General features: G+C 72.8%; 22 protein-coding genes. 11 read left to right on the top strand and 11 right to left on the bottom strand.

The window, feature by feature from the left end; genetic code table 11:
• Positions 1 to 122: 122 nt before the first annotated feature.
• Positions 123 to 1,277 (bottom strand): DNA polymerase III subunit beta, encoded by a 1,155-nt coding sequence (gene dnaN, locus ACPOLA_RS18290; protein WP_435771938.1) that lies wholly within the window; start codon positions 1,275 to 1,277, stop codon positions 123 to 125.
• Positions 1,278 to 1,725: 448 nt separating this feature from the next.
• On the bottom strand, positions 1,726 to 3,300 hold the full coding sequence (dnaA, locus tag ACPOLA_RS18285) for a chromosomal replication initiator protein DnaA (RefSeq protein ID WP_435771937.1): 1,575 nt from the start codon (positions 3,298 to 3,300) through the stop codon (positions 1,726 to 1,728).
• Between the two features lie 525 nt (positions 3,301 to 3,825).
• Here dnaA and rpmH point away from each other — a divergent pair.
• From rpmH to ACPOLA_RS18245, 8 genes are all read left to right on the top strand, one after another.
• Positions 3,826 to 3,963 (top strand): 50S ribosomal protein L34, encoded by a 138-nt coding sequence (gene rpmH / locus ACPOLA_RS18280; protein WP_435771936.1) that lies wholly within the window; start codon positions 3,826 to 3,828, stop codon positions 3,961 to 3,963.
• Positions 3,964 to 4,047: 84 nt separating this feature from the next.
• Positions 4,048 to 4,443 carry a ribonuclease P protein component gene (gene rnpA, locus ACPOLA_RS18275; protein ID WP_435771935.1) on the top strand — a complete coding sequence of 132 codons (396 nt, stop codon included), beginning with the start codon at positions 4,048 to 4,050 and terminating at the stop codon, positions 4,441 to 4,443.
• A complete protein-coding gene (gene yidD, locus ACPOLA_RS18270) occupies positions 4,440 to 4,763 on the top strand; it encodes a membrane protein insertion efficiency factor YidD (protein ID WP_435771934.1) in 324 nt (107 codons plus the stop codon). The genes rnpA and yidD overlap by 4 nt, the downstream gene beginning before the upstream one ends.
• A 36-nt stretch (positions 4,764 to 4,799) precedes the next feature.
• On the top strand, positions 4,800 to 5,804 hold the full coding sequence (yidC, locus tag ACPOLA_RS18265) for a membrane protein insertase YidC (protein WP_435771941.1): 1,005 nt from the start codon (positions 4,800 to 4,802) through the stop codon (positions 5,802 to 5,804).
• Positions 5,805 to 5,821: 17 nt separating this feature from the next.
• Positions 5,822 to 6,349, top strand: coding sequence for a Jag family protein (locus tag ACPOLA_RS18260; protein WP_435771940.1), 528 nt, complete (start codon positions 5,822 to 5,824; stop codon positions 6,347 to 6,349).
• A gap of 25 nt (positions 6,350 to 6,374) precedes the next feature.
• Complete coding sequence (gene rsmG / locus ACPOLA_RS18255; RefSeq protein WP_435771933.1) at positions 6,375 to 7,187, top strand: 16S rRNA (guanine(527)-N(7))-methyltransferase RsmG; 813 nt, start codon at positions 6,375 to 6,377, stop codon at positions 7,185 to 7,187.
• Positions 7,188 to 7,432: 245 nt separating this feature from the next.
• Positions 7,433 to 8,368, top strand: a complete 936-nt coding sequence (locus tag ACPOLA_RS18250) for a ParA family protein (protein WP_435771932.1) — start codon at positions 7,433 to 7,435, stop codon at positions 8,366 to 8,368.
• Positions 8,365 to 9,369: a ParB/RepB/Spo0J family partition protein gene (locus ACPOLA_RS18245; protein WP_435771931.1), complete on the top strand. Its 1,005-nt coding sequence runs from the start codon at positions 8,365 to 8,367 to the stop codon at positions 9,367 to 9,369. The genes ACPOLA_RS18250 and ACPOLA_RS18245 overlap by 4 nt, the downstream gene beginning before the upstream one ends.
• A gap of 269 nt (positions 9,370 to 9,638) precedes the next feature.
• On the opposite strand, the gene ACPOLA_RS18240 is transcribed toward ACPOLA_RS18245, so the two are convergent.
• Together ACPOLA_RS18240 and ACPOLA_RS18235 are read right to left on the bottom strand one after the other, a co-directional pair.
• The gene (locus tag ACPOLA_RS18240; protein WP_435771930.1) at positions 9,639 to 10,424 is read right to left on the bottom strand and encodes a lysophospholipid acyltransferase family protein; all 786 of its coding nucleotides are present in this window, start codon (positions 10,422 to 10,424) and stop codon (positions 9,639 to 9,641) included.
• Positions 10,425 to 10,482: 58 nt separating this feature from the next.
• Complete coding sequence (locus tag ACPOLA_RS18235; RefSeq protein ID WP_435771929.1) at positions 10,483 to 11,697, bottom strand: pyridoxal phosphate-dependent aminotransferase; 1,215 nt, start codon at positions 11,695 to 11,697, stop codon at positions 10,483 to 10,485.
• A 72-nt stretch (positions 11,698 to 11,769) separates the two neighbouring features.
• On the opposite strand from ACPOLA_RS18235, the gene ACPOLA_RS18230 reads away from it, so the two are divergent.
• Positions 11,770 to 12,435 carry a GNAT family N-acetyltransferase gene (locus ACPOLA_RS18230; RefSeq protein WP_435771928.1) on the top strand — a complete coding sequence of 222 codons (666 nt, stop codon included), beginning with the start codon at positions 11,770 to 11,772 and terminating at the stop codon, positions 12,433 to 12,435.
• Positions 12,436 to 12,487: 52 nt separating this feature from the next.
• On the opposite strand, the gene trxA is transcribed toward ACPOLA_RS18230, so the two are convergent.
• From trxA to ACPOLA_RS18195, 7 genes are all read right to left on the bottom strand, one after another.
• Entirely contained in the window at positions 12,488 to 12,817 is a 330-nt protein-coding gene (gene trxA / locus ACPOLA_RS18225) for a thioredoxin (RefSeq protein WP_435771927.1), read from the bottom strand.
• A gap of 101 nt (positions 12,818 to 12,918) precedes the next feature.
• A complete protein-coding gene (gene trxB, locus ACPOLA_RS18220) occupies positions 12,919 to 13,896 on the bottom strand; it encodes a thioredoxin-disulfide reductase (RefSeq protein ID WP_435771926.1) in 978 nt (325 codons plus the stop codon).
• Between the two features lie 162 nt (positions 13,897 to 14,058).
• Positions 14,059 to 14,814 (bottom strand): hypothetical protein, encoded by a 756-nt coding sequence (locus ACPOLA_RS18215; RefSeq protein ID WP_435771925.1) that lies wholly within the window; start codon positions 14,812 to 14,814, stop codon positions 14,059 to 14,061.
• 67 nt (positions 14,815 to 14,881) lie between these two features.
• On the bottom strand, positions 14,882 to 15,595 hold the full coding sequence (gene sigM / locus ACPOLA_RS18210; RefSeq protein ID WP_435771924.1) for an RNA polymerase sigma factor SigM: 714 nt from the start codon (positions 15,593 to 15,595) through the stop codon (positions 14,882 to 14,884).
• Entirely contained in the window at positions 15,585 to 17,600 is a 2,016-nt protein-coding gene (locus ACPOLA_RS18205) for a hypothetical protein (RefSeq protein ID WP_435771923.1), read from the bottom strand. Before ACPOLA_RS18205 ends, sigM begins: the two co-directional genes overlap by 11 nt.
• A 41-nt stretch (positions 17,601 to 17,641) precedes the next feature.
• Positions 17,642 to 19,375 carry a murein biosynthesis integral membrane protein MurJ gene (murJ, locus tag ACPOLA_RS18200; RefSeq protein WP_435771922.1) on the bottom strand — a complete coding sequence of 578 codons (1,734 nt, stop codon included), beginning with the start codon at positions 19,373 to 19,375 and terminating at the stop codon, positions 17,642 to 17,644.
• Positions 19,372 to 21,753: a DUF6049 family protein gene (locus tag ACPOLA_RS18195; protein ID WP_435771921.1), complete on the bottom strand. Its 2,382-nt coding sequence runs from the start codon at positions 21,751 to 21,753 to the stop codon at positions 19,372 to 19,374. The genes murJ and ACPOLA_RS18195 overlap by 4 nt, the downstream gene beginning before the upstream one ends.
• 124 nt (positions 21,754 to 21,877) lie before the next feature.
• Here ACPOLA_RS18195 and ACPOLA_RS18190 point away from each other — a divergent pair, with 124 nt between their 5' ends.
• Positions 21,878 to 23,314, top strand: coding sequence for a CCA tRNA nucleotidyltransferase (locus ACPOLA_RS18190; RefSeq protein WP_435771939.1), 1,437 nt, complete (start codon positions 21,878 to 21,880; stop codon positions 23,312 to 23,314).
• Between the two features lie 210 nt (positions 23,315 to 23,524).
• Positions 23,525 to 23,992: an SRPBCC family protein gene (locus tag ACPOLA_RS18185; RefSeq protein WP_435771920.1), complete on the top strand. Its 468-nt coding sequence runs from the start codon at positions 23,525 to 23,527 to the stop codon at positions 23,990 to 23,992.
• Positions 23,993 to 24,228: the final 236 nt, after the last annotated feature.

Raw genomic sequence — 24,228 nt, 5'->3', positions numbered from 1 at the left:
GGGCCGGTAACCACGAGCGGACAAGTCCCGTCAAAGGCACTGAGCCAGTCAGCCGAAGGGTCACGCTCGCAGTTGCCTGCCCACAGCCCAGCACCATCAGGCTGCGAAGGGAATCCTCACAGTCAGCTGAGCAGGCGGCGCGGCATCAGCAGGTAGCGGAAGGAGCCCCCACCCTCGGCGTCGGACTCCTCGGCCGTGCCGCTGATCACCACCGGCTTCGACGCCTGGGTGAAGGCCAGCTCCACCACCGGCTCGTCGATGGCGGTCAGGCCGTCGAGGAGGAACTGCGGGTTGAAGCCGGTGACCAGGTCCTCGCCCGTGGTGTCGGCGGCGACCGACTCCGAGGCCTGGGCGTCGTCGCCGGACCCGGCGTCGAGGGTCAGCGTGCCGTCGCGGAAGGTCAGCTGCACCGCGGTGTTGCGGTCGGCGACCAGCGAGACCCGCTTGACCGACTCGATGAGCTTGAGCCGGTCGATCTTCGCCACCGTCAGCCGCTCGGTCGGGAACAGGCTGCGCACCTTCGGGAACTCGCCGTCGAGGAGCCGCGTCGTCGTACGCCGCACACCACCGGGGCCGGTGCCCTCGAAGCCGATGATCCCGTCGCCGGAGCCCGACGCGGACAGGGCGATGGTGACCTCGGGGCCTGCGGTCAGGGACTTGGCTGTGTCGCCGAGGACCTTGGCCGGCACCAGGGCGGCCAGCGACGCGTCGGGGGTGCCGGGGTTCCAGGCGAGCTCGCGCTGGGAGAGCCGGAACCGGTCGGTGGCGAGCAGCGCGATGGTGTCGCCCTCGATCTCGAGGCGGACGCCGGTGAGGACCGGCAGCATGTCGTCGCGGCCCGCGGCGGTGACCGCCTGGGCGACGGCGTGGGCGAAGACCTCGCTGGGCACGGTGCCGGTAGCGGCGGGCATCTCGGGGATGGAGGGGTAGTCCTCGACCGGCATGGTCTGCAGCGAGAACCGGGACGAGCCGCAGGTCAGGGAGACGCGGGCGCCGTCGAGGGTCAGGTCGACCGGCTTGTCGGGCAGGCTGCGGCAGATGTCGGCCAGGAGCCGGCCGCTGACCAGCGCCTTGCCCTCGTCGCTGACCTCGGCGGTGAGCGTGGCGCGGGCCGAGGTCTCGTAGTCGAACGTGGAGAGCACCAGACCCTCGCCTGCGCTGCCGCCGGCCTCGATCAGCAGCCCGGCGAGCACCGGTGCGCTGGGCCGGACGGGGAGGCTGCGGGCGGCCCAGGCGACGGCGTCCGCGAGGACGTCGCGGTCGACTCTGAACTTCACGTCGGCGTACCTCTCACGAGTTCGATGGCGGCGGGCGGCGGGGAACTACAGATCTGCAAGTCGCGCCCGTGTGGGGTTGCATCCTGCCACGTCCGCTGCGGCCGCGGGACCGGCACGGGTGAGCTCGTGCTGCGAGCGGGATCCGCGTTGGTCCGGCCGGGTGGTGCCGGGGCCGGAGTCCGTCCACAGGTGGACGGCGCGGAGGAGTTCCGCGGTTCGAGGCGTCGTAGGTAGACAGGGAGTGGTCATAGGAGGGGTGGAAACTGTGGAGAACCACCGTTTCCGCAGGTGGGGCGGCTCGGGGCCTGTGGTCCGGTCCTGTGGACGGATCCGGGACGAAGCGGCGGCGGGTGTGCACTCGGGTCGGCCTGTCGAGGACCCGCCCGGTGCCTCCACGGAATCCTCCCCGTGTAGTTCGCACAATTCCGGGCCGCTCCTCCACAGGGTCTCAGCCCTGACGCGCCTGCATCTTCACCCGGTTGGTGAGCTCGGAGACCTGGTTGAACACCGCCCGCCGCTCGCCGAGCAGCTGGTTGATCTTCCGCTCGGCGTACATCACCGTCGTGTGGTCGCGGTTGCCGAACTGGGCCCCGATCTTGGGCAGGGAGAGGCCGGTGAGCTCGCGGCACAGGTACATCGCGATCTGCCGGGCCATCACGAGGTGACGCCCGCGGCTGGGGCCGGTCAGCTCCTCGATGGAGAGCCCGAAGTAGGCGGCGGTCTGGGCGATGATCAGCGAGGCGGTGATCTCCGGCTCGCCGCCCTCGGGGATCAGGTCCTTGAGCACGATCTCGGCCAGGGTCATGTCGACGTCCTGGCGGTTGAGGTTCGCGAAGGCGGTGACCCGGATCAGGGCACCCTCGAGCTCGCGGATGTTGGTCTGGATCTTGCTGGCGATGAACTCCAGCACGTCCGAGGGCGCCGTGAGCCGGTCCATGGCGGCCTTCTTGCGCAGGATCGCGATCCGGGTCTCCAGGTCGGGCGGCTGCACGTCGGTGATCAGCCCCCACTCGAACCGGTTGCGCAGCCGGTCCTCCAGGGCCTCCAGCCGCTTCGGCGGGCGGTCGGAGGTCAGCACGATCTGCTTGCTGGCGTTGTGGAGGGTGTTGAAGGTGTGGAAGAACTCCTCCTGCGTCTGCTCCTTGCCCTCCAGGAACTGGATGTCGTCGATGAGCAGCACGTCGACGTCGCGGTACTTGCGCTTGAAGCGGTCGGCGCGGTCGTCGCGGATGGAGTTGATGAACTCGTTGGTGAACTCCTCGCTCGAGACGTAGCGGACCTTCGAGCCGGAGTAGATGGTGCGGACGTAGTGGCCGATGGCGTGCAGCAGGTGCGTCTTGCCGAGGCCGGACTCGCCGTAGACCAGCAGCGGGTTGTAGCTCTTGCCCGGCGCCTCGCTCACCGCCACGGCGGCGGCGTGCGGGAAGCGGTTGGAGGAGCCGATGACGAACGTCTCGAACGTGTACTTCGGGTTGAGCCGGCTCTCCCCCGCCCCGGTGGCGGAGGGTCCGGCGGCGTGGGCCGCGGCCAGGTCGGCGCCCTCGAAACCACCGTCGAACCCGCCGTCGAACCCGCCCTGGACCGGGGCGTCGAAGCCCGGGTCGGTGTCGACGTCCCGCCCGGCGCCGGAGTGGCGGGTCGATGAATCGCCTTGTGGCTTTGTCGACATGTCGCCAGGACGCTCGAACGTCGCGTCGTACGCCGGGTCGTCGTCGTACGTCGCGACGGGGTCCGGCGCCGCGTCGTGGCTCAGCGAGCTGTCGACGGTGACGGCGAGCTGGACCTCGTGTCCGAACCGCTCGGTGAGCGCGTCCTCGAGCTGGCCGCGGAGCCGGCCCTCGAGGCGCTTGCGGGTGAAGTCGTCGGGGACCGCGACGATCGCGGTCGTGCCGTGCAGGGTGACCGGCTTGCTCGCCTGGAGCCAGGCGCGCTGGTGGGCCTGGAGCTCGCCGACCACCGCCGACCACTCCCGCTCGAGCGTCGCCTGGGGGTCGCTTTCGGGCTGGTCCGGGATGCCGGTCACGCCACACCTCTCGCTGGTCACTCGTGGGGGTCCACAACTTTGTCCACAGGATGTGAACAATTGCACCACCCTGCGGTTGCGGGGGGACCAGGGCCGCTCCGAACAAGCCCCGATCGCGCATCGCCGCAGGTCAGAGACGCCATCGTAGGTCGTGGCGACCGACCGGCGGCCGGGTGGTCGAGGGGTGCTCCAGAGCCGGCGGGGAATCCCGGACTGGTCGAACCTAACCGCGAGCCTGCCACGGATCAACCTGTTCTCCACAGGTTTTGGGGATACTGGTGGAGGCCCCGCCACGTCCCTCGCCGGGGCCTCGTCGGTTTGACCCCCGATCACGGCTGCGCGTACCGTTTGTGGGTCATCCGGCGTCGACCGGTGCCGCATGTCCACGACGAGCTCCTCGGGGAGCGGTCCTTCGTGGCTGCGCGGTGCCGGCCGACGGACCGCGTGCGTCCGCTGCCGCTCGATCAGGCGCGGGCCTCGGGGTGCCGGAGGGCCCTTCCCGACATTGCACCTGAGAGGTCGATCGTGAGCAAGCGCACGTACCAGCCGAACAACCGTCGTCGCCACAAGGTGCACGGCTTCCGTCTGCGGATGCGCACCCGCGCCGGTCGGGCCATCCTGGCCAACCGTCGCTCGAAGGGCCGCAAGAGCCTGAGCGTCTGAGCCGAGCGTGTCGTCGGCGCAGATGAGGGCGAGCCTGCTCGCCGACCGCGCCTGCTTCCGGGCCGCCGGCCTGGAGCGCTGACCGTGCTCGCCGCCGCCCACCGGCTGACCGACCCTGAGGGATTCAGGGCGGCGAGTCGCCAGGGGCGCCGGGCCGGCACCCGCGCGGTCGTGACCCACCTGCTGCTCCCCGACGGGCAGCAGGCGTCCGGCATGCCCGCGATCGGATCGCCCTCCGCGCCCTCGGCCGCCCCGGCCCGGGCCGGCTTCGTGGTGAGCAAGGCGGTCGGGAGCGCCGTCACCCGCAACCGGGTCAAGCGTCGGCTGCGGCACGCCGTGCAGGCACGCCTCGACGAGCTGCCGGGCGGTTCGGTGCTGGTGGTCCGCGCGCAGCCGGCGGCCGCGGAGGCGACGTACGGCGAGCTGGTGGCCGACCTGGACCGCTGCCTCGCGAGGGTGGCGCGGCAGGACGCCTCATGAAGTGGCCGCTGATCGCCCTGGTCCGCCTCTACCAGCTGCTGGTGAGCCCGTTGCTCGGGCCGACCTGCCGCTACTACCCCTCGTGCTCGGCCTACGCCGTCGAGGCGCTGCGGGTGCACGGTGCCGTGCGGGGCAGCTGGCTCGCCGTACGACGGCTGCTGCGCTGCCACCCCTGGTCGCCCGGCGGCGTCGACCACGTGCCGCCCCGGCGTCGGCGGACCCGGTCCGCGAAGGACCCGGCCGCCATGCGTGTATCCCCGACTGTTCCCCCGATCCGGGCGGCCTCGGCCGCCGGAACCCGACCCGAGCAAGGAGCCTGATCCGTGGGCATCATCGGCGACATCGGCCACTTCATCATGGTGCCGCTGTACTACATCATCTCCGCAGTGCTCATCGGGTGGCACGAGCTTCTCACCCTGCTGGGCCTCGACCCGGACGGCGGCCTGTCCTGGGCCCTGTCGATCATCGGCCTGACCCTGGTGATCCGGGCGGCGCTCATCCCGCTCTTCGTCAAGCAGATCAAGTCCAGCCGCAACATGCAGCTGCTGCAGCCCAAGGTGCGCGAGCTGCAGAAGAAGTACGGGCACGACAGGCAGCGTCTCGCCGAGGAGACGATGAAGCTGTACAAGGACGCCGGGACGAACCCGTTCGCGTCCTGCCTGCCGATCCTGCTGCAGATGCCGATCTTCTTCGCGCTGTTCCGGCTGCTCGATCAGGCGGCCAAGCACAACAAGGCGCACGGCTTCCTCGACGAGGAGCGCGCCCGGCAGTTCGGCCAGTCCGACGTGTTCGGGCAGATCCCGCTCGCGGACTCCTTCTGGGGAGCCCGCACCTGGGGTGACGACCCGAACGGCCTGGTGATGGTCGTGGCGCTGTGCCTCGTGCTGGCGATGACGGCGACCACCTTCTTCACCCAGCGCCAGCTGATGGCGAAGAACATGCCGGCCGACGCGATGACCGGTCCTTACGCGCAGCAGCAGAAGATGCTGCTGTACATCCTGCCGGTGGCGTTCGGTCTCGGCGGCGTCGCGTTCCCGATCGGTGTGCTCCTCTACTGGACCACCTCGAACCTGTGGACCATGGGTCAGCAGTTCTACGTGATCCGCAACAACCCCGCGCCGGGGACGCCCGCGTTCAAGGCGAAGCAGGAGCGCGACAAGGCGAAGGCGGCCAAGCACGGCACGCCGATCGAGGCGTACGAGGCGCCGGACTCCCCCACGCCGGAGAACGGCAGCCAGGCCCGGCCCTCGACCCGGCAGCAGCCGAAGCGGCAGACCCGCTCGCAGCGCAAGAAGACCACCGGCGGTGGCGGCAGTCGCCCGTCCACCCCGAAGCCCACGACCCAGGGAGACCAGAAGTGAGTTCCGAGACCGAGGCCATGACGTCCGCGCCGGAGACCGACGAGGTCGTCGACGACGCCCGCATCGAGTCGGACGAGGAGCGGGTGGCCCGCCTGGAGCAGGAGGGCGACATCGCCGCGGACTACCTCGAGGAACTCCTCGACATCGCCGACCTCGACGGCGACCTCGACATCGACGTGGAGGCCGACCGCGCGGCCGTGTCCATCGTCGGCGCAGACCTCTCCGAGCTCGTCGGCCCCGACGGCAAGGTGCTGGAGGCGCTCCAGGAGCTGACCCGGCTCGCGGTCTACCGGGAGACCGGCGAGCGGTCCCGGCTGATGCTCGACATCTCCGGCTTCCGCGCCGACAAGCGGTCCCGGCTGACGAAGCTGGGTGCCGAGACGGCGGCGCAGGTCAAGGAGTCCGGCGAGCCGGTCTCGCTAGAGCCGATGTCCCCGTTCGAGCGCAAGATCGTGCACGACGCCGTGGCCGAGGCCGGCCTTCGGTCGGAGTCGGCCGGTGTGGAGCCGCGCCGTCACGTGGTCGTGCTGCCGGCTGACGACTGACCGCCGTGCTCGGTCGCTGTTTCACGTGAAACCGGAGGACCGCTCGACGCCGGCGGAGGCGGAGGACGATGCCGCGCCGCAGGGAGCGCCGCCTGCTCCGCCGCCGGCGCTGAGGGCCGTCTTCCCGCGGGAGCGGGTCGACCTGGTCGTCCGCTACGCGCAGCTGCTCGCCACCGACGGGGTGCTCCGCGGGCTGATCGGCCCCCGAGAGGCACCGCGGCTCTGGGAGCGCCACATCGTCAACTGTGCGCTGCTGGCGCCGGCGCTGCCTGCGGGCGGCTCGGTCGCGGACGTCGGATCCGGCGCCGGACTGCCGGGCATCGTGCTTGCGCTGGCACGTCCCGACGTCGAGCTGACCCTGATCGAGCCGCTGCTGCGCCGCACCACGTTCCTCGAGGAGGTCGTCGCGGACCTCGGCCTCGACAACGTAACCGTCCGGCGGATGCGTGCCGACGCGCTCCACGGCGAGGCGCGGTTCGACGTGGTCACCGCGCGGGCGGTGGCGCCGCTCGACGGCCTGGCCGACTGGTGCATGCCGCTCGTCGCCCCTGAGGGCGCGCTCCTGGCGATGAAGGGCGAGAGCGCGGAGGCCGAGATCGACGCCGCACGCGACCACCTCCGGGCCCTGGGCTGCGCGTCGCCCGAGGTGGAGGTACTCGGCGCGGACGTCGACCCTGGGCTGGGCGTCGAGCCGATTCGCGTCGTGCGGATCGCGTGGGCCGATCCGGCGCGGGTATCGTGGCCGGCTCTCGGCACCCCAGCTGCACACGGCACCCGCAAGGCGGCTCCGCGAGCAGCCCGCCGCGGGGCTTCGCGGAACAAGAGGAGGAAGACGTGAGTGATACGTCGAGCTCGGAGTCCGAGTTTTCCACCGGTCCAGATGCCGCCGCTGAGCGTGTCTCTCCACAGGACGACCGAACTTCTCCACAGGACGGCGCCGTTCCCCAGGGGTCGACCGGCGGCCTTCCCGAGGACGGTTCCACGCCGGTTCCGGAGTCCGTTTCACGTGAAACCGGGCCGGCGGACGACGTCGAGGTTTCACGTGGAACCACGCTCGGCGCCGCGCCCGGAGGCACCTCGGCGGTGCTCACCGCCGCTCAGCTCGCCGAGCGGGCGGCCAGCTTCGACGACGACCTCACTCCCCTGGCGCGGGCGGCGCAGGCGACCGTCCTCGTCCGGGCCGGCGTACCCCAGGAGCAGCTGCCCCGGCCGGACGAGACGCGGGTGTTCGTGGTCGCCAACCAAAAGGGCGGCGTCGGCAAGACGACGTCCACGGTGAACCTCGCCGCGGCACTCACCCAGTTGGGCCAGCGGGTCCTGGTCATCGACCTGGACCCGCAGGGGAACGCGTCCACCGCCCTCAACATCGACCACCACCGGGGCACGCCGTCGACCTACGAGCTGCTCGTCGAGGGTGCCGCGATCACCGACATCGTGCAGCCGTGCCCGGACGCCCCGGGACTCTGGGTCGTGCCCGCCACCATCGACCTCGCCGGCGCCGAGATCGAGCTGGTCAGCGTCGTCGCCCGGGAGCAGCGGCTGAAGAAGGCGCTCGACGCGCACCCGCGGATCGGCTCCGCCGCCGCGGTGGGCGAGGAGCGGTTCGACTACGTCTTCATCGACTGCCCGCCGTCGCTGGGGCTGCTCACCCTCAACGCGCTGGTCGCCGGCGCGGAGATGCTGATCCCGATCCAGGCGGAGTACTACGCCCTCGAGGGACTCGGGCAGCTGCTCTCGACCGTCGACATGGTGCGGGCGCACCTCAACCCGGAGCTCGCCGTGTCCACCATCGTGCTCACCATGTACGACGCCCGCACCCGGCTGGCCGCCGGCGTCGCCCACGAGGTGCGCGATCACTTCGGCGACCAGGTGCTGCGCACCGCGATCCCGCGCTCGGTGCGCGTCTCGGAGGCGCCGTCGTACGGACAGACCGTGATGACCTACGACCCTGGGTCGCCCGGGGCGCTCAGCTACCTCGAAGCAGCGCGCGAGATCGTCACCCGAGGGAGCCTGGCATGAGTGGCAACGCCCCGCGCCGTGGCCTCGGTCGCGGCCTCGGATCGCTGATCCCGACCGGTGCTCCTGTCAACTCCGAGGTCCGGGATCCGGACCTTTCCGCTGGAGCGCCTCCCAGCGCCACGCCGGACCCAGGGTCCGTCGACGCCGCGGCAGGCCCGCAGATCGAAGATCCGGGTCTGGCGCCCGTCGACGGCGCCTTCTTCGCCGAGATCCCGGTCGGGCAGATCCGCCCCAACGCCGTCAACCCGCGCCAGGTCTTCGACGAGGAGGCGATGGCCGAGCTGGTGCACTCGATCCGCGAGATCGGGCTGCTGCAGCCGGTGGTGGTGCGTCGGACGGGCGAGGACGCCTACGAGCTGGTGATGGGTGAGCGCCGGTGGCGGGCGACGCAGCAGGCCGGCCTGGAGACCATCCCGGCGATCGTCCGCGAGACCGACGACACCGACATGCTGCGCGACGCGCTGCTGGAGAACCTCCACCGCAGCAACCTGAACCCGCTCGAGGAGGCGGCCGCCTACCAGCAGCTGCTCGAGGACTTCGCCTGCACCCACGACGAGCTCGCCCAGCGGATCGGTCGCTCCCGGCCCCAGATCAGCAACACCCTGCGCCTGCTCCGCCTCTCCCCCGCCGTCCAGCGCCGGGTCGCGGCCGGCGTGCTGTCGGCCGGCCACGCCCGCGCCCTCCTCGGCATCCCAGACGCCGACGTGCAGGACCGGCTGGCGCAGCGGGTGGTCGCCGAGGGCATCTCGGTGCGCGCCCTCGAGGAGATCGTGGCGGTGGGCGAGACCGGCGACGAGCCGGCCCGCAAGCGGCGGGCGAAGCCCAGCGCGCCCGGCCTCGCCGAGATCTCCGACCGGCTCGCCGACCGGCTGGAGACGAGGGTCAAGGTCGACCTCGGCAAGGCCAAGGGCCGGATCACCATCGAGTTCGCCAACACCGGCGACCTCCAGCGGATCGTCGACCTGATCGACCCCCGGAACCGGGCGGACCGGCCGATCTGAGCGCCGCGGTAGTGGCGGGCCGGTTGGTGGGTACGCAGGAATCACCGGTCAACCGGTGATTCCGGCACTTCGCGGCCATTGCAATGGCCCAGAAGTCGCAGGACCCTCCGGGCACGACCTCATCGGCCCCACCGACCACACCAACCACGTACACGCACCAGGCGCTGCGCGGTACGACGGCACGCCGCGCGAGCCGGTCGTGCCGGACCGCATCGCTTTGTCGACAAAACGACCTGTCGACAAGGTGACAAGTCGTCCTGTCGACCTGGCTACTCGCCCTCGGCCTGCTCTGCCGCCCGCTTGGCCGCGCGCCGCGCCGCCCGCTCGCGCTGCTCCTCCGCGTCGAGCCGGGCGGCCTCCTCGGGCGTGGGTGCCCCGCCACCGAGCCGGGCGGGCATCCACCAGGCGCCCGGCGGCTTCTCCTCCGCTGGATAGGCCTCCAGCACCTCGTCGAGCATCGCGCCCATCCGGGCGCGGAGCTCGGCGGTCTCGGCGACCGGGTCCGCGCCGGTGGGGTGCAGCGGCTCGCCGACCTTGACGGCGATGGTCTTGCGGGAGCGGGAGAAGTCGCGGGGGTGGTCCTTGGTCATCAGCCGGTGCGGGCCCCACACGATCACCGGGATCAGCGGTACGCCGGCCTCGGCCGCGATCCGCACCGCGCCGGTTTTGAGCTCCTTGATCTCGAACGAGCGGGAGATCGTGGCCTCTGGGTAGATGCCCACGACCTCGCCGGCCCGGAGGTACTCCACCGCCTCCCTCGCCGACTGCACCCCGGAGGCCCGGTCGACGCGGATGTGGTGGAACGAGCGCAGCAGGTGGCCGACGCCCGGCTTGTCCATCATCTCGCGCTTGATCATGAACCGGACCAGGCGCTTGGACGGGTGCGCGCCCAGCCCGGCGTAGATGAAGTCGACGTACCCGGTGTGGTTGATGGCGAGCAGCGCACCGCCCTTGCGCGGCACGTTCTCGGTGCCCGAGAGCTGGAACCTCTGCCCCAGCACCTTGAACAGCACCTTGGCGGTGACGATGACGGGCGGGTAGGTGATGTCGAGCATCGGTGCCTTTCGGGTCGGTCGTTCCGCCCAGTCTGTCAGCCCCGCCAGCGGCGGACGCTCACCGCCGGGTGGCGAGGAAGTCCGCGATCCGCCCGATGGCGTCCTCCAGCACGTCGACGTCGGGCAGGGTGACGAGCCGGAAGTGGTCGGGCTCGAACCAGTTGAAGCCGGTGCCGTGCGTGACCAGGATCTTCTTGGCCCGCAGCAGGTCGATCACGAACTGCTCGTCGTCGTCGATCGGGTAGACCTCCGGGTCCAGGCGCGGGAAGCAGTAGAGGGCCCCGCGCGGACGCACCGAGGACACCCCGGGGATCTCGTTGAGCAGCCGGTCGGCCAGCATCGCCTGCTCGTAGAACCGCCCGCCCGGCACGATCAGCTCGTTGATGGACTGGTAGCCGCCGAGCGCGGTCTGGATGGCGTGCTGCGCCGGCACGTTCGCGCACATCCGCATGTTGGCGATCAGGGTGAGGCCCTCGAGGAACTCCTCGGCGATCTCCTTCGGGCCCGACACCATCACCCAGCCCGCGCGGTAGCCGCACACCCGGTAGGCCTTCGACAGGCCGCTGAAGGTCAGGCAGAGGACGTCGTTGCCCGCCGCCGCGGCCGCGTGGTGGTGGACGGCGTCGTCGAAGAGGATCTTCTCGTAGATCTCGTCGGCGAAGACGACCAGCTGGTGGCGGCGCGCGATGTCGACGAGGCGCTCCACCATCTCCTTGCTGTAGACCGCGCCGGTGGGGTTGTTGGGGTTGATGATGACCAGCGCGTGGGTGTTCTCGGTGATCTTCGACTCGATGTCGGCGAGGTCCGGCATCCAGCCGTTCTCCTCGTCGCACCGGTAGTGCACGGGCGTGCCGCCGGAGAGCGACACCGCGCCGGTCCACAGCGGGTAGTCGGGCGCGGGGACCAGCACCTCGTTGCCGTCGTCGACGAAGGCCTGCAGCACCATCGAGATCAGCTCGGAGACGCCGTTGCCGATGAAGACGTCCTCGACCTCGACCTCGCGCAGGCCCCGGGACTGGTAGTACTGCGCGACCGCGGTGCGGGCGGAGTAGATGCCCCGGGAGTCGCTGTAGCCCTGGGCCTCGGGGAGGTGGTGGATCACGTCGGCGAGGATCGCCTCCGGCGCCTCGAAGCCGAAGGGTGCCGGGTTGCCGATGTTGAGCTTGAGGATCCGGTGTCCCTCGGCCTCCAGCCGCTGGGCCTCGACGAGGATGGGACCCCGCACGTCGTAGCGGACATTGCGGAGCTTCTGGCTCTGGCGGATCTTGCGCACCGCCTCATTCTCGCAGGCTGCCGCCAGCCGGTTTCCGGGCCTACCATCGACGGAGGACCCCGGGAGGCGCTGATGGCCCGTTCGAGCGTGCCGCTCACCCTCGATCACCTCGAGGCGCTGGACGCACCGTGTCGCTCCTGCCTGTTCTGGGAGCGCGACCCGGTGCACCGGGAGCGGCTGGCGCCGGAGGACCGGGTCCGCGAGAAGGAGGCGTGGGTCTCGGAGGTGCTCCGGGAGTGGGGGTCGTGCGGGCGGGTGGCGCTGGTGGACGGCCGGCCCGCCGGCTACCTCGTCTACGCCCCGGCGGCGTTCGTGCCGGGCGTCGCCGCCTTCCCCACCGCACCGGTCTCTCCCGACGCGGTGCTCCTGACCACCGCCTGGGTCGAGCCGCGGCACGCGGGGGGCGGGCTCGGCCGGCTGCTGGTCCAGGGCATGGCCCGCGACCTGGTCGGCCGTGACGGCATCCGCGCGGTGGAGGCCTTCGCCCGCACCGACCTGGCCACCAGGCTGCACGCGCCCGCCGCCGGCTGTGTCGTGCCCGCGGAGTTCCTCGCCCGGGTCGGGTTCAAGACCCACCGCCCGCACCCGAGCACGCCCCGGATGCGGATGGAGCTGCGGTCGCTGGTCAGCTGGCGCGACGAGGTCGAGGCCGTGTGGGGGCGGCTCGTCGGCGCCGTACGACGCCCGCGGCACGCGCCGACACCCGTCCCCCGGGAAGCAGACAGCCCCCAGCGGTGAGGCTGGGGGCTGTCGCGAGGCTCGGCGGCCGCTGCGCGAGCGGCTCGCGCGGTCAGGCGTTGATGAACTGGTCGAGCTCGTTGAGGATCGCGGCCTTGGGGCGGGCGCCGACGATCGTCTTCACGACCTCGCCGCCCTGGTAGACGTTGATCGTCGGGATGCCCGTGACGCGGTAGGACGCCGGCGTGACCGGGTTCTCGTCGACGTTCATCTTGTAGAAGGTGACCTTGTCGCCGTGCTGCGTGGCGATCTCGTCGAGGATCGGGGCGACCTGGCGGCAGGGACCGCACCACTCCGCCCAGAAGTCGACCAGGACGGGCTTGTCGGACTTGAGGACCTGCGCCTCGAACTCGGCGTCGGTGACGGCTTCGATGTTGCCCACGGATCTTCCCCTCGTGCGTGTGGATCGCTGGTGTACGGCGACTGGCTGGTGTCCTGGGTGAACGCTGCCGGCGGCCGGGTTGTTCCCGGCCTGTCGGGCGGTCAGGCGTCGACCGTGGCCGTCGCGGCCAGGTGGTCGAGCTCGGCGAGGTAGCGCTCGGCGTCCAGAGCCGCCGCGCAGCCGCTGCCGGCCGCGGTGATGGCCTGCCGGTAGCGGTGGTCGACGAGGTCGCCGCTGGCGAAGACGCCGGGCAGGTTGGTGGCGGTGGAGCCGGGCTGGACGAGGACGTAGCCGTTCTCGTCGAGGTGCACCTGGCCGGCGAGCAGCTCCGAGCGCGGCTCGTGGCCGATCGCCACGAACAGGCCGGTGGCGGGGAGCTCGGACTTCTCTCCGGTGACGGTGTCGCGCAGGGTCAGCGACTCCAGGGACTCCTCGCCGTTGATCGAGTCGACCACGGAGTTCCACACGATCTCCAGCTTGGGGTCGGCGAAGGCCCGCTCCTGCATGATCTTCGAGGCCCGCATCTCGTCGCGGCGCACGATCAGGGAGACCTTCGAGCCGAACCGGGTGAGGAAGGTGGCCTCCTCGACGGCGGAGTCACCGCCGCCGACGACCGCGATCCGCTGCTCGCGGAAGAAGAACCCGTCGCAGGTCGCGCAGTAGGAGACGCCACGGCCGGAGAGCCGCTCCTCGTCGGGCAGGCCCAGCTTGCGGTAGCCCGATCCGGTCGCGAGCACCACCGCGCGGGCGGTGTAGGTGTCGGTGGCCGTCTTGACCACCTTCACCGGACCGGTGAGGTCGACTTCGACCACGTCGTCGGCGACCAGCTCGGCGCCGAACCGCTCGGCCTGGGCCCGCATCTCGTCCATCAGGTCGGGTCCCTGGATGCCGTTGCGGAAGCCGGGGAAGTTCTCGACCTCGGTGGTGGTCATCAGCGCACCGCCGGCCGTCACCGATCCCTCGAAGACCAGCGGCTCCAGGGCGGCGCGCGCGGAGTAGATCGCGGCGGTGTACCCGGCGGGGCCGGACCCGATGACGATGACGTTGCGGGGCTCGGTGGTCGCAGCTGACTCGGACATGGGTCTCCCAGGCTGGTGGATCGTGCGCGGCACGGCTTGCTCGGTGCAACCCGATCGTAGGCCGCCGGATTCCCCGGCCGCAGGCGGCGTGGGCTCGCGGCCGGTCAGCGGCCGGGACACGGGCCGGTCACCTGCCGGTCAGGGGCCGGCCGCGGGCGCAGGTCAGTCGGCGACGTTGAGGGTCGTGGAGTGCAGCACGTAGCCGGTGCCGCAGGCGAGCACCTCGGCGACCTGGGTGGAGCCCATCGGCTCCCGGAACGCCACGAGGGCCGGCCCGCCGTCGTACTCCACGCCGACGAGGTAGCCCCGGCCGTAGGCACCCTGCTCGCACATGAAGCCCTTGGGCGCGGTCAGCGTCGACCTGCCGTAGTCGACCGAGCGCGGCAGGCTCGCCCGCTGCACCGCGACCAGGTCGGCGCGGAGCCGGTCGGGGCGTACGGCGCGCAGCGGCTTCCGGGTCACCACCCGGCGGCTGCCGACGACCATGCCGTTGTCGGGCGCCGCAGCGTCGTCCATCGCCTCACCGCCGCCGGCCAGCTCGCTCGGCTCGCCGGACTCCGCCAGCTCCGCCTGGCTGGTGCCGCTGCGGGATGGGTCGTCCTCGGCCAGCTGCTCGGAGGCGGCCATGCTGTCCGCGCCCGAGCCGTTGTCGGTGACGACGCCGACGCCGACGGCCACCGCGACGACCGCGGCTGCCGCGCCGAGCAGCCACCGCACCCGGGTGCGGCGCCGGATCGCCGCGGCGTCCATCGCCACGACGGTGCCGCGGTCGGCCGCCAGCCCGGCGATCACCCGGTCGAGGCGGTCGGCGACCTCCTCCGGCATCGGCTCGCTGCCACCGGCCTGGGCGAGCGCTCTGCGGACCGCCGCCTCCTGGCGGGGGGTCAGCGGCTCGTCGTGCTCGGGCGTCTCGGTCATCGGGGTCCTGTGCTCTGGCTCGGTCGGCGGCCCAGTCGGCGGTCCGGTGGGCGGTCCGGTCGGCGTCTCAGTCGGGGGTGGGGGCGGCGGTCGCCGGCGGAGGGCCGCGGGTGGCTATCGGTCGGACGTCGGCGGAGGCCGGGCGGTTCCCGCCCGCGACGGGCACTCCCTCCTCGTCGGCCTCGCCGGCCAGCAGGTCCCCGAGCAGGCCGGCGAGCCGGGCGCGCGCTCGCGAGCACCGGCTCTTCACCGTGCCGGCCGCGCAGCCCAGCATCTCGGCCACCTCCGCCACGGAGTAGCCCTCCATGTCGACCAGCACGACGGCAGCACGCTGCTCCAGCGGCAGCGTGGCCAGCGCGGCCCGCACCCGCTCGCGGCGGTCGGTCATGACGGTGTGCTCGACGGGGTCCGCCGCCGCGGTGGGTGGTACGGCGACCTGGCGGGCGACTCCGCCGTCGTCGCGGTCGCCGAAATCGAGGTCGTCGGGCAGCGGCTCGGCGCGTCGTACGCGCTGTGCCCGCAGCCGGTCGAGGCAGGCGTTGACGACCACCCGGTGGAGCCAGGTGGTCACGGCGGCGTCACCACGGAAGGAGTCGGCCCGGCGGAACGCGGCGACGAGACCGTCCTGGAGGCCGTCGGCCGCGGTCTCCCGGTCGCCGCACGTGCGCAGCGCGACGGCCCACAGCCGGTCACGGTGGCGACGGAACAGGACGCCGAAGGCCTCGGCGTCGCCCGCGACGTGGGCGGCGAGCAGCTCCTGATCGGAGGGCTCAGCGGCCACGAACCACCACCTCCGACAGCTCGGCCCGGAAGTCGCCGTCGACCTCGGGCAGTGACGTCAACCAGAGGACAAGGTAGCGGGCGGAGACCGCGGTCGGTGCGCCGGCCGAGTCCTCCGGCGCGAGCACCAGTCGACCGGAGCCGGTCGCGGTGGCGACCGGCGCCCGGGTCGGCGCCGCGGTCGGCGGAGCGTCCGCGGCGTGCAGCGCCAGCCGGGTCCGTCCCTCGCCGGCCTGGACCTCCACGGCGCTGACCTGGCGGGTGCGCCCCAGGTCGAGGACCACGCCGACGCCGGTCTTGAGGCCGGGAGGGGGACCGAGCTGGTCCTCGTAGGTCTGGGTGCTCCAGGTGGTCGCCGGGTCGCCGTCGACCAGGTTGGCCGCCTCGCCCGCATGCTCCTCGCCGTCGCCGAGCGGGTCGAGGTCGGTGGCCGTGATCCCGGAGAGGACCGGCGCCTGGCTCGCGGACGCGCTCGGGGCGGGGGTGGGCTCGTCGTCGGGGTCGCCGCCGAGCACCGTGCGGCCGCGGCCCAGGTTGAAGGCCACGGCGACGGCCACCAGGAGGAGCAGCGCGACCGCGAAGGCCATCGCCAGGCGCAGCCAGCTGCGGCCCGGCACCTCCTCGTGCTCGGCCGTCTGGTCGCCGGGATCGTGATCGAACGGCCAGTAGCCGCCCGGGACCACCCCGTTGCCTCCCGTCGGCGGCCCGCCCGGAGACCGCACCTCGGTGTGGCCGGCGCCGGCCCTGGCACGCCGGGCCGCCACGCCGTCGGGAGGGTCGGGCGCGAACAGCGGCCGCTCGGGCGGGTCCTCGAACGGCGGTGGCGGCGGAGGCGGCGTAGCACGCGTCCGCAGCCACTCCACGTCGCCGTCCTCGTCGCCGAACACCGGCATGCCCGGCTCGGTGGGAAGGTCGTGCTCGGCGGCCGACGAGGCATCGGCCCGAGCAGCCTGAGCAGCCTGGGCCGACGCGGCCGACCGGACCGGCTCGCCGGACCGCGCGGCCGCACCGGACTGGGCCCCGTCGCTCTGGGCCCCGCCAGTCTCCGGCTCGCCCGTCCGCGTCGTGCCGTGGGGCGATCGGGCCGCCGCCGGCGCGACGACCGGGATGTCACCGGTGGAGTCGTGCGGGGCGGGGTCGGCCACCGCGGTGAGCCACACCGGACGGAGCTCGTTGATCGGCGGGATCGAGGCGGCCAGCCGCTCCGGCATCCCGGTCGGGTCGCCGACGAAGGCCAGCAGCTCGTTGGCGATCGCCTGGGCGGAGGAGACGTCGGGGTGGTCCGGCTCCCGCCAGCGCCGCCGGCCCGGGCTGTGGTCGCCGGGACAGTCGAACTCCCGCCACAGCGCGTCGAGCGGCTTCGGGACGCCCGCGACGACCTGACGCGGGCTGAGGAAGGCGTCGTTCTCGCGCGGCGCCGCGGGGACGATCGACCCCGACGGACCGGGCCAGGTGCCGGTCAGGGCGCAGTAGAGCAGCCCGCCGAGGTCCTCCACGTCGGTGTCGATGTCGCTGGGCGGCAGACCGTGGAGGGCGGCGTCGACGCACAGCCCGATGATTCGGACCGCGCCGAAGGAGTCGATCAGCACGTTCTCGGGGTTGAGCCGGCCGTGCGCCACGCCGCGGGCGTGGGCCTGGGCGATCGCGCCGGCGACGTCGGCCACCAGCCAGGCCGCCCGGCGTGGGCCCAGCGGACCGGCGTGGGTGACCAGGATGTCCAGCGAGATCCCGGTGCCCCACTCGTTGACCACGAAGCACCGGCCGCCCTCCGTGGCCGCGTCCAGGACGCGCAGGATCCGGGAGTCGAGCACCGTCGCCGACGTCCGGGCGGCCTCGACCAGCATCGGCGCCCGCGGGTCGTCCTCGGCGATCACGTGCAGGGCGACGTACCGCTCGAGCACCGCGTCGTGGGCGCGCCAGAACCGCCCGCCACCGCTCTCGCTCAGCAGGTCGATCAAGCGGTAGCGGCCAGCCAGCACGTCCCCCGGCCGCGTCGACGTCCCCACCCCGGTCCTCTCTAGGTCGCCCCCATGGTAGGCCGACCGGGTCACCCGCGGCGGAGTCTTGCGGTGACGCTGTGCACCACGGTCGTCACCTCGCGGATCCCGAGCACCCGGGCCGCTGCCAGGAACGTCCCGCCGGCCGCGGCCGACACCACCGCGACCTGCACCGCCGCCCACACCCAGCCGGGATCGGCGGCGACCTCCGCGATCGTGTCCCGGACCACGAGGGCCACCAGCGCTGCCGCGGCCAGCACGGCGGCCGACGCGACGAGGAGCCGGACGACGAAGGAGAGCCAGCCGCCGACGCGCTCCGCCCGGTCCGCCGGGTCCGCCGGGTCCGGTGCGCCGGCTGGCCCGGCTGGGCCAGGGGACCGCAGCCGCCGGGTGAGCAGCGCTGCCGAGAGGGTGGCGCCAACGGCGTACGCGGCGGTGTAGGCGACGACCAGCATCGGGGCCGTGGAGAGCGGGTCGACCCGCGGGACGAGGGCGGTCGCCAGACCGATGTTGACCGCGGCGACCGCGCACTGCACGAAGAAGACGGTGCGGTTGAGCTCGAGGGCGTAGAACCCGCGCAGCACCAGGTAGTGGATGGTGAACACCACCATGCCGAGGCCGAACAGCTCCATCGTCGGCTCAAACCGCGGGTAGTTGTCGGCCGCCGCGCCGTGCCCCCAGACCACCTGCGCGAGCGGCAGCGCGATCACCGGCAGCAGGGCCGCGAACGGCACGACGACCGCGAGCGCCGTGCGGATCGTGCCGCCGAGGGTGTCGGCGAGGCCGCGCAGGTCGTCCCCCGCGGCCGAGGCGGACAGCCGGGGCAGGATCGCCGTCGCCAGCGACACGGTGATGATCGAGTGCGGCACCATCACCACCAGCATCGCGCTGGAGTAGATCGTGATGCCGGTGCCCTCGCCGTCGGCGGCGGTGCCGCTGGAGGCGAGCCGCACCACGACGACGTAGGCCACCTGGTTGACCACCACGAAGCCGAGCGTCCAGACCGCGAGCCGGGCGGTGTGGCCGAGCCCGACGCCGCGGAAGTCGAACCGGGGCCGGTAGCGGATCCCGGCCGCCCGGAGGTAGGGCACCAGGATCAGCAGCTGGGCGGCGATGCCCGCGGTGGAGCCGATCCCGAGCAGGGCCTCCTGGCCGTCGGTGAACGGGCCCTCCTGCTCGGCGTCGCCCGCCGGCCCGAACACGAGGAGGTAGGTGACCAGCACGCCGATCGCGATGACGTTGTTGGCGATCGGCGCCCACATCATCGGCCCGAACCGGCCCCGGGCGTTGAGGATCTGCCCGACCAGCACGAACATGCCGTAGAAGAAGACCTGCGGCAGGCAGTAGCGGGCGAAGTCGATGGCGGACTGGCGCTGCTCGGCGAGCTCCGGGCGGTCGAACTTGTTGCTGAGCACCAGCTCCATCACCCACGGGGCGGCGACCACGAGCAGCACGGTGACGACGGCGAGGAAGCCGATCGCGAGGGTGACCACGCGGTCGACGTACGCCGCGCCGCCGTCGGGGTCGTTGCGCATCGACCGCACCAGCTGCGGCACGAGCACGGCGTTGAACACGCCTCCGGCGAGGAGGATGTAGAGCATGTTCGGGATCGTGTTGGCGATCGTGAAGATGTCGGCGTGCAGGGAGATGCCGAGCGTCGCCGCCAGCAGCGTGGAGCGGAGGAACCCGCTGAACCGGGAGACGACCGTGCCCGCGGCCATCACCGCGGTGTTGGCCATGATCCCCTTGCGGGCCGTCGCGGCCGGGGACGGCTCGACGCTCACGGAGCCCCGCCGGCGGGCGCCGAGGCGCCGCTGGCCGGCTGGCCGGAGCCGTCCGGCTCGCCCGGCTCGTCGTTCCCGTCCGCGGACCGGCCCGAACCACGCACCCGGCGGTACAGGCGGATCCCGATCGCGACCGCCAGGATGCCCAGCCCGGTGCCGATGACCGCCCAGATCACCACGCCGACCTGGCCGGACCGGATGGGCAGCTGGTCGGTGTCGCCGAGCGACCGGCCCTCGAGGTCGGTCAGCCGGAGCCTGACGTTGTGCACCCCCGGACGGGACATGTCCGCGCTGACCGGCACCGAGGACCGGCTGTTGGCGGCGAGCACGATCGGGTTCGACACGTCGATCCGGGCGCCGGAGTCGGCGGACGCCTCCAACCGGACGGTGACCGGGAAGTCCAGGCTGTTGGAGACCGCGACGTTGAAGCTGCCCGACGTGCCCGACAGCGTCACGCCGCGGGGCGCGTCGACGCTGATCCGGTCGAGCTGGTTGCGCACCCAGCCACGGGTGCGCGCCAGTCGGGCCTCGGCCTGCGGGTCGTCGCGCATGGCGTACGACGCCCCGGCGAGCGCCTCGTCGAGGAGCTGACCGGAGATCCGGTAGTCCTCACCGAGCACGCTCTGCAGCGTCCGCGCGTCCCGGACCAGGCCGTCGAGCTCGACGAGCACGCCGGCGTCGACCTCGTCCACCTGCTGCTCCTGCGGGTACTCCAGCTGGGCGGGGTCGAGCTGCTGGTCCTCGGGGGCTCCGCCACCGGACCCGACCAGGTCGTCGAGCTCGACCAGGCGCAGCCAGTCGACCTCGAGGCCCTCCCAGAACGTGCTGGCCCCTGCGGCGTCCAGACCGGGGGGCAGCACCACGACCAGCGGGTCGGGCTCCGTGGCGGGCGACCGGAGCAGCCGCACGGCGGCCTCGGCGAGGATCCGCTGGCGGAGGGCGACCGGCGACCGCCGCGGGTCCGGACCCGGCCCGCCGTCGGCCGCGCCGCCCGACCGCACGAGGATCGGCCGGTCGCCGATGTACGCCGGGTCAGCGGCACGCTCGGCCGCCTCGGACACCAGCGCGTCGTCGCCCAGCACCACGGTCGCGCCGTCGGTGATGCTCTCCACGCCCGACCGGTCCAGGTAGCCGCTCGGCGGGACGACCACCGGCATGCCCTCGATGTCCCAGCTGCTCAGCACCGAACCGGGGTGCTCGCGGGCCGCGGCGTAGAGGTCGGGCAGGGTGGTCGCGGCCGCGGCGACGTCGAGGTCGCCGAACGGCAGCGTCGCCACCTGGTCGTTGCCCAGGGCGATCTCGGCCTGCCGCAACCAGCTCTCGGCGGCTCGGGTCAGGGGATCGACGGCCGCCTCCTCGGCCCCGTCCTCGGCGGCGTTGCCCGCGTCGTCGGTGTCCGCGGAGGCGCTCTCGGAGGGGGACGGCTCCTCGGTCTCCTCGGGCACCGGCTGCACCTCCCGCGGGGGGTTGCCGAGAGCGAGCCGCTGCACGGCGTCGGGGATCGCGGGGTCGACCAGCCAGGTCACCGGCTCCACGCCGCTGGCCGCGCCGAACGCCAGCGGCCCGCCGAGGTCGCCGTCCGGGGACAGCGACCGCTGCCAGCGCGCGGCGCCGGCGAGCTGCCCGTCGGCGTCGTAGGCGATCCGGCCGCGCAGCGGCACCACGACGGCGGTGTCGACCGCCTGGTCGACTGTGGTGGGGACGACGGGCAGGAAGGTCCGCGCCCGGCCGTCGGCGAAGCCGTCACGCGGACTGCCCTCGCTGCTGCCCGAGGCGTGCACGCCGAACCAGTACACCCCGGCCGCCACGTCCCCCGGCTGCCCGAAGAGCTCGCGGAGCACCCGCTGGGGGATCCGGATGGAGTACGTCGCCGACTCGCCGGGGTGCAGCCGCGCCACGTCGTTGCTGACGTCGGTGTAGCGCTCGCCGACCGGCGCCTCGGGGTCGGTGGCGGCGGCCTCGGCCAGCTGGTCGGCCGACGTGATCGGCTCCGGGCAGGTGGTGCACCCGGGGCCGGCTCCGAACATCGGGTAGAGGTTGATGCCTTCCCACGTCTCCAGGTCGACGTTCGTGACGGTGCCGCGCACGGTGATCGGCCCCGACCGCGGCAGCACGCCCGGGGTGAGGCCGTCGATGATGATCTCCAGCGGCGCGTCGTACTCGTCGCGGGCGCGGGCCCGGCGCTCGCCCTGCTGCCGGTGGCCGGCGCCCTGCCGGGCGGCCGGCTGCGCGCCGTCGCGGGCGGAGACCTCCGGCCCGGGCGCGGGGGGTGCGGGCAGCGGCGCGGCGGCCGCCGGGACGGCCAGCGCGCTGCCCGAGAGCGCGACCGCCGCCACCGCGCCCACGAGGGCATGCAGGTACGACGGACGGCGGGCCACCCTCCGAGGGTAGTCGGGCGGGGGTCGTTCCCCGGGCACCCGCTCCCGGGGCCGGCGCGAGGGTCGTCCGGGCCTAGACTCGGCCGGCGTGACCGACGCTGACCTGCCCGCTGCGGGCGAGCCGATCCGGCTGGTCGACGTCCAGCAGTCCGTGACCGCCGAGCTCGACCGGATCGCACCCGTCATCGACGAGCTCGGCGCCCGGTTCGCCGAGGCCGGCCACGAGCTCGCGCTGGTCGGCGGCCCGGTCCGCGACGCGATGCTCGGTCGGCACTCCAACGACCTCGACTTCACCACCTCCGCGCGGCCGGACGTGACCGAGCGGCTGCTGCGCTCCTGGGGCGACGCCTGGTGGGACATGGGCCGGGAGTTCGGCACCATTGGCTGCCGCAAGGGCGACTGGGTGGTCGAGGTGACCACCTACCGGTCCGAGGCCTACGACCCCGACAGCCGCAAGCCCGAGGTCGCCTACGGCGACACCCTCGCGGGCGACCTCGGCCGACGTGACTTCACGGTCAACGCGATGGCGGTGCGGGTGCCCGGCCGGGAGATCGAGGACCCCTTCGGCGGCCTGATGGACCTCGCCCACCGTGTGCTGCGCACGCCGGGCACGCCGGAGCAGTCCTTCTCCGACGACCCGCTCCGGATGATGCGCGCCGCCCGGTTCGCCGCCCAGCTCGGGTTCTCCGTGGACCCCGACGTGGTCCGGGCGATGACCGAGATGGCGGACCGGATCTCCATCGTGTCCGCCGAGCGCGTCCGCGACGAGCTGGTCAAGCTGATCTGCGCACGGCACCCCCGCCTCGGGCTCACCCTGCTGGTCGAGACGGGGCTGGCCGACCACGTCCTCCCGGAGCTGCCTGCGCTCAAGCTCGAGCGCGACGAGCACCACCGGCACAAGGACGTCTACGAGCACACCCTCACCGTGCTCGAGCAGGCGATCGACCTCGAGCCGCGGCTGGCCGAGCGCAGCGGCATCGCCGCGCCCGACTTCGTCTCCCGGTTCGCCGCCCTGATGCACGACGTCGGCAAGCCGCGGACCCGCCGGTTCCAGGGCGACGGCACGGTGACCTTCCACCACCACGACGTCGTGGGCGCCAAGCTGACCCGCAAGCGGATGAAGGCGCTGCGGTTCTCCAACGACCAGATCGAGGCCGTGAGCAGGCTGGTCGAGCTGCACCTGCGGTTCCACGGCTACGGCTCCGGCGAGTGGACCGACTCCGCCGTGCGCCGCTACGTCCGCGACGCCGGCGACGAGCTCGAGCGGCTGCACGTGCTGACCCGCGCCGACTGCACCACCCGCAACCGCAGGAAGGCCGACCGGCTCCGGCGCACCTACGACGACCTCGAGGCCCGGATCGAGCGGCTGTCGGAGGAGGAGGAGCTCGCGGCCATCCGCCCCGACCTCGACGGCAACCGGATCATGGAGATCCTCGGCATCCCACCCGGCCGCGAGGTCGGCCAGGCCTACCAGTACCTGCTCGAGCTGCGCCTGGACAACGGCCCGATGTCGGAGGAGGACGCCACCCGCGCCCTCCGGGAGTGGTGGGCCGCCCGCTGACCCACGAGGTGGCGCGTTCTGGCGCGCGAGGTGGCAGGTTCTGGCGCGCGAGGTGGCAGCTTTCGGCCCGCGAGGGGGCAGCTTTCGGCGCGCGAGGTGGCGGGTTTCGGCGTACGGACGACGGACCTGTGGCGACGGTCACCTATCGCCCGTACGACGACCCGGCTAGTTTCCGGGGGTCAGCTCCCGACCACCGAAGAGGTGCCCGCCATGCCCGAGACGTACGAGAAGCTCCTCGAGGACTCCATCGAGATCGCGGCCCCGCCGGCCAAGGTGTGGGCGCTGGTGTCCGACATCCCGGCGATGGCCAAGTGGAGCCCGCAGGTGCTGCGGTCGAAGGTGAAGGGCGGCGCCGTCCGCGAGGGCGCGACCTTCGTCAACCTCAACCGCGACAAGTTCCTCGTCTGGCCGACCAACGGCAAGGTCGTCCGCTTCGTCCCCGAGCAGGAGATCGCGTTCCGGATCAAGGAGAACCGGACGGTCTGGTCGTTCTCCCTCGAGCCGACCGCCACCGGCGGCACCAAGGTGACTCAGCGCCGCGAGGCGCCGCAGGGCATCTCGGACATCTCGCTCAAGCTGACCAAGGTCGCCTTCGGCGGTCAGCAGAAGTTCACCCGCACCCTGCGCGACGGCATGCGGCAGACCCTCGAGCGGATCAAGGCCGAGGCCGAGAGCTGATCGCCGGCGCCGACGGCCGGTACGCCGCGCCCGGCTCGGCGCCGCATCCGGCGGTACCGCCGACCCGCTGACCCGGCAGCGGGTTGAATGGGCGCGTGAGCGACGACCCCGACGTGCCGCCCGACGGCGGGCCGCCGGACGAGCGGGCCGAACCCACAGGCGCCGGCGACCCGGCCGGCGGCCCGGCTGACGACCCGGCCGGCGACCCGGCTGACGGCCCGGCTGACGGCCCGGCT

It is taken from the genome of Nocardioides proteolyticus (assembly GCF_051280635.3).
Lineage (GTDB): Bacteria > Actinomycetota > Actinomycetes > Propionibacteriales > Nocardioidaceae > Nocardioides.
Note: the sequence above shows the minus strand (reverse complement) of the source record. Positions and strands in the feature narration are given on the sequence as shown.